Raw genomic sequence first — 5438 nt, 5'->3', positions numbered from 1 at the left:
CATCTGAGGCTTACAGCAAACGAGAGCGTTGTGAAGGAAGAATAAAGCGAATTTTTAAACGCTTGATTAGCTCTTCGCAGCAGTTATCTGAATATGAGATGAGCAGGGGGTATGAAGCATTAAGTTATCTTTTTGATCATTACCTGTTTAAACGTTACGGCATATTTAATTACCCTCGGGTTGATTTTGAACATGATATTCATACCCAAAGACCTTTTTCTCTTCAGGCATTAACCCGTTTTAATGATCTATTAAAAACCGGGCATAAAAGTGATCGGGCGATGTTGCTACTATTATTTGGAGAGTTCTTGGAAGTGCGGGGAGAGCACCTGTTACGGCGCGGGGCGAGCCCTATATTATTGCTTGAAGAGCCTGAAAATAATTTACATCCAGTTAATTTAGCGATTACCTGGCGCTTTTTTTCATTACTGCCGATGCAAAAGTTGGTCAGTACCAACTCCAGTCAGCTGCTCTCTTTTTTTCCTTTAAGCAGAATTCAGCGTTTAGTGCGGCATGCTGACTTAACCAAAAGTTACTCGTTAAATGCAGAGCACTTTTCAGGTAATGATTTACGGAGAATTGCCTTTCATGTGCGCATGAATCGTCCGCACAGTCTATTTGCTCGCTCATGGCTACTGGTCGAAGGGGAAACTGAAACCTGGTTATTAACAGAGCTCGCGCGTTATTGTGGTTATCATTTCGTGGTGGAAGGTGTACAGATTATCGAGTTTGCTCAATGTGGGCTTGATCCTCTAATTAAACTCGCTCAGGATCTTCATATTGAGTGGCATGTATTAACGGATGGAGATGCTGCCGGGCAAAAATATGCAACACGAGTTGAGGATATGTTATTAGGTAAAGATTTTTTGGCTAATCGCCTTTCAATTTTACCCGCATTAGATATTGAGCATCTATTTTTTGAAAATGGATTTGCAGATATTTATCTTGAAGCAGCCAATTATACGGAAAAAGATTTGGCACGGTTTGCGGTGAGTAAAATTATCGATAAAGCGGTACATAAATACTCAAAACCAGGATTAGGGTTAGCTATTGCCAGTGCTGTTGAAGAGCGTGGTGCGGATTCTATTCCGCCTTTACTGAAACGATTATTTGCCCGATTAGTGGGGTTGGCAAGAACGCAATCGGGATGATATTACGTTCTTGAAACAGAGGTATTACTGCTTAATTTTGTAGTTTAGCCTATGGGCCTTACCAATTAGAGTTAGTTTATTACCATTTAATAAAACCTCTGACCAGTCAGCTAAAATAGTAGAAACAATCGTTTCAATATCATTCACTTGGTCTTGGCACATTTTACGTGTAGTACCCATTTTATCTATTCTTAACTGGTTATTTTGCAGCTCAAGCGTACCAAAAAAATAGTTGCAGGCAAGGTTACCGGTTGCTTTTGCTGGTGCTTCAACCGTTAACGTACTACTGATTTTTGTATCTATTGGTTGCCCGTCAATAGCGACTAAAACCCATTGTTGTTGAATTTGTGCCAGTTCAATTTTTTTGATTGCAGGTTCAATATTGCTAGCTGTTTCAGCGCTACAAGAAAATAAAAATAGTGCAGTTAATAAGACCGGTATAATTTTGATAAATTTCATTTAGTGCTCCTCTCTTATAAATTTCTTTTTGTTACTGCGTTTGACACTTTTAACGTTAGATAGCTTTTTAATTTGACGCATCACGCGAGATAAGTGTATTCGGTTGATAACGGTTAGAGTTAAATTAATTGAATAAACATGATCAGGTAATTCTGTGGTTTGTAGATTCATTACATTAGCATTACTTTTGGCTATGATATTAAACAGTTTCGCTAGTCCTGCTTTATGGTTAACCATGGTGATATTGAGATCGCTAGAATATTCATATTGATTCATAAAGTTCATATCCCATTCAACGGGGATATATTTATCGAGCTCATTTTCAAAACCACTTACATTGTGGCACTGTTTGATATGTACAACCAAGCCTTTACCCGGACTCGTATGTGCAACAATCGGATCTCCAGGTAAAGGTTTACAGCAGTTAGCGTAAGAGAGCATTATATCTTCCGTACCTTTGATGGCACTTTGACGGTTTTGCTGTTTTAGCTCTGATTCCGTTAACTCATCTGCATTACCACGTAAACGACGGGCAATTACAATGCTTAATAATTTGCCGCTGCCTATTTCATGTAATAAGGCGTTAAAATCTTCGAGGTGATGGTCTGCAATTACCTTGTCGATATTATCTTGTTGAATCTCGGTTAAATTAGTTTTATTTAATGCCTGTTTTAATAAACGCCTTCCCTCTGGAATAGTAAACTCTTTGGGTTGTTGTTTGAGGTATTGGCGAATACTGTTCCGTGCCTTATGAGTGGCGACAAAGTTTAACCAGTCGGCGCGGGGGTGAGGTTGATCAGAGGTGATAATCTTAATTGTTTGACCACTTTCAAGTTTATCACTGAGCAGTGCAAACTCTTTATCCACAGTGGCACTTATGCAGCGATGTCCTACTTTAGTATGTAATGCATAGGCAAAATCAACAGGGGTTGCATGGGCAGGTAAAACAATAATTTTACCTTGCGGGGTTAATACATGGATTTCATTATTACCCAACTCTTGTTTGATATTTTCTAACAGCACCAAGGAGTTGCTTGTATCCGCTTCTTGCTCAGAAAGCCCTTGGAACCAGTTGCGAGTTTGTAGTTGCGCGGTAATCTTGGAGTTTCCTTTACCCTCTTTGTAACTCCAATGTGCAGCAATTCCTTGTTTTGCTACTGCATCCATATCTTCAGTACGGATTTGAATTTCGATATTGACACCATGCTGGGTGATTAAAGTGGTATGCAGCGATTGGTAGCTATTGGCTTTGGGGATTGCAATGTAATCTTTAAAGTACTCAAGTTTAGGCTGATAGAGGTGATGCATCTGTCCTAATACACGATAACAGGTGTCGAGATCTTTAACTATGATACGAAAGGCATACACATCCATCACATCATGGAACTGACAACCCTTTTTGCGCATTTTTTGGTATAAACTATAAAGATGTTTTTCGCGTCCTATCACTTTTGCGTCAATTGAAATGCAGTCTAATTTTGCGGAAATTTCATTACAAATACTCTGAATAAAATCTTTTCTGTTACCACGAGCTTTGCTAATCGCCTCTTGTAATACGTAATAGCGTGCTGAGTTTTGTGCTTTAAAAGCGAGTTTCTCCAGCTCATTTTTGAGGTGGTGGAGGCCTAACCGATCTGCTATCGGGGTAAATATTTCAAAGGTTTCCCGGGCGATACGTTGACGTTTATCAAGTCGCAGCGAGTCTAATGTGCGCATATTATGTACGCGATCGGCTAGTTTTATAAGCATTACGCGGAAATCTTTGGACATCGCAATTAGCATTTTACGAATATTTTCCGCTTGTGCTTGTTCCCTATTTTCGAAGTTAACCTTATCTAATTTAGTCACTCCTTCAACTAAGTCTGCCACGCTGGGGTTAAAGGCATCAGAGATTTCTTGATATGTTATCTCTGTATCTTCGATCACATCATGTAATAGCGCAGCCGCAATAGCTTCATCATCAAGTTTCATCTCTGCCAGAATTTCAGCAACGGCAACAGGGTGGGTAATATAAGGTTCGCCACTGACGCGTGTAACGCCTTCGTGTGCGCTATAAGCAAACTCGTAGGCTCGTTCAATAAACTCACACTGCTCAGGGGCAAGGTAAGATTGAATGGAATCTTTAAGAGTTTGAAATATTGACATTTGCGACCTTTTTTTTAAATTATTGCTAATAATAGTAAAGCCAGTTTGACGACTTTAAAAGTATATACCCATGTTACCTCAAGATGCTTTGTCAGGCACTAGCTCGAATACCAGAACAAGGAGCAACATGAGGGCCTTTCGAGCGATTAACTACGTTAATCCTCTATCGGTAGGATTAAAATAAAGACTTTAATCCTTAAAGGGTGCTCCCTTTTCGATTGTTGCAACGCGGGACTGGTTTTCGAGCTAGCACCCCGTAGGGCAAGGCAAGCGGCACCAATCTGCGTTGTTATAAAATCTCTATGTAGAATAACTATACTTCAATTTTATGCCTAGCATCTTGGCACATTTTGCCTTGCTGACTTCGCATCTTGAAGTATCATGGGTATATACCCAAAAATGCTTGCTGATTCCTGAATTTTCAGCTGTTCTGGGTATAGAATATCACTTTTTTATTTTATTTTGCCCAACTTTTTAATTGTTGGATTTCTGCTGCCCAAATATCGGGATCTGTTGTTTCTAATACCATTGGTATATTGTCAAAACGGGGATCTTGCATAATATATTGGAAACAAGGCCAGCCAATTTCTCCAGCACCTAATGATGCGTGGCGATCTACTCGGCTTGCAAGAGGCACTTTGCTATCATTGATATGCATGCCGCTTAAAAATTCAAAACCAACGATATCTGCAAACGCCTTAAATGTATCGTCGCATGCATCGATTGTGCGCAGATCATAACCGGAAACAAAAGTGTGACAGGTATCAAGGCAGACTCCAACACGTTTTTTATCTTCAACATGTTCAATAATGGTTGCCAGCTGTTCAAAACGATAACCTAAATTAGTTCCTTGCCCGGCAGTATTTTCAATAACCGCTTTAACTGATGTTGTCTGCTGCAACGCCCAGTTAATTGACTCTGCAACGCGTAATAAACAATCATGTTCGTTAATTTTTTTTAGATGGCTGCCAGGGTGAAAATTTAATAGCGTCAAACCGAGTTGCTGACAACGTTGCATCTCATCTAAAAATGCATCTCTGGATTTCTGCAATGCTTCTAGTTCAGGATGTCCGAGATTAATAAGGTATGAATCGTGCGGCAAGATCTGTTCGGCGCTGAAATTATAGTGAATACAAGCTGTTTTAAATTTACGAATAGTATCTTCATCAAGCGCTTTAGCTTCCCAGCGACGCTGGTTTTTTGTAAACAGTGCAAAGGCAGTTGCACCAATATTATGTGCATTTTTAGGTGCATTAAAAACACCTCCTGAAGCACTTACATGTGCGCCGATATATTTCATAGATGATTTTCCAAAAGATAAATTATTTTCAACTCAGTGCAGTTAAAAGTAGCATAAAGAAAGTAAATGATTTTGCAGCCTATATCAAATGAAATGATTTAAATCTGCCTGGAAATTTGGTGTTGGAACTAAGCTAGATCGTTGCAGTCACGCGAGTCCAAATTCAGGAGATCTAGAGCCTGCAGCTGCTGTTGTATCAGATAGTTATGTGGTTGGGCGTGTAACTCGTTAATTCATCTAAAAAGCCAAGATAACTGCTGGAATAAACGTATGTTTTTAGTATGAAAGCATTATTTTGCTAATATTGTTTGATTGAAAAAATAGTCTCGTTTATTCTGTCTGAGTATTTTGACTAAATTCGCTTAACTTCCCTACGTATAAAC

General features: G+C 39.3%; 4 protein-coding genes and 1 pseudogene. 2 read left to right on the top strand and 3 right to left on the bottom strand.

Annotated features, from left to right (window positions below; all coding sequences use genetic code 11):
* Nucleotides 1–602, top strand: a pseudogene (locus tag AC4GME_RS03945) (DUF2813 domain-containing protein); the annotation flags it as partial.
* Nucleotides 597–1151 carry an ATP-dependent nuclease gene (locus AC4GME_RS03940; RefSeq protein WP_490379047.1) on the top strand — a complete coding sequence of 185 codons (555 nt, stop codon included), beginning with the start codon at nt 597–599 and terminating at the stop codon, nt 1149–1151. The pseudogene AC4GME_RS03945 and the gene AC4GME_RS03940, both read left to right, overlap by 6 nt.
* Before the next feature lie 24 nt (nt 1152–1175).
* Here AC4GME_RS03940 and AC4GME_RS03935 read toward each other — a convergent pair whose 3' ends face one another.
* The 3 genes from AC4GME_RS03935 to nfo all read right to left on the bottom strand — a co-directional run bounded on the left by AC4GME_RS03935 (nt 1176) and on the right by nfo (nt 5055).
* Nucleotides 1176–1610 (bottom strand): META domain-containing protein, encoded by a 435-nt coding sequence (locus tag AC4GME_RS03935; RefSeq protein ID WP_490378337.1) that lies wholly within the window; start codon nt 1608–1610, stop codon nt 1176–1178.
* Nucleotides 1611–3755 carry a RelA/SpoT family protein gene (locus tag AC4GME_RS03930; protein ID WP_490378338.1) on the bottom strand — a complete coding sequence of 715 codons (2145 nt, stop codon included), beginning with the start codon at nt 3753–3755 and terminating at the stop codon, nt 1611–1613. It abuts the gene before it with no gap.
* A 457-nt stretch (nt 3756–4212) separates the two neighbouring features.
* Nucleotides 4213–5055, bottom strand: coding sequence for a deoxyribonuclease IV (nfo, locus tag AC4GME_RS03925; RefSeq protein ID WP_490379039.1), 843 nt, complete (start codon nt 5053–5055; stop codon nt 4213–4215).
* Nucleotides 5056–5438 lie beyond the last annotated feature (383 nt).

The sequence above is a fragment of the Psychromonas sp. genome (assembly GCF_983033635.1).
The sequence above is the reverse complement of the archived record's forward strand: the minus strand, read 5'-3'. Positions and strand labels throughout refer to the sequence as shown.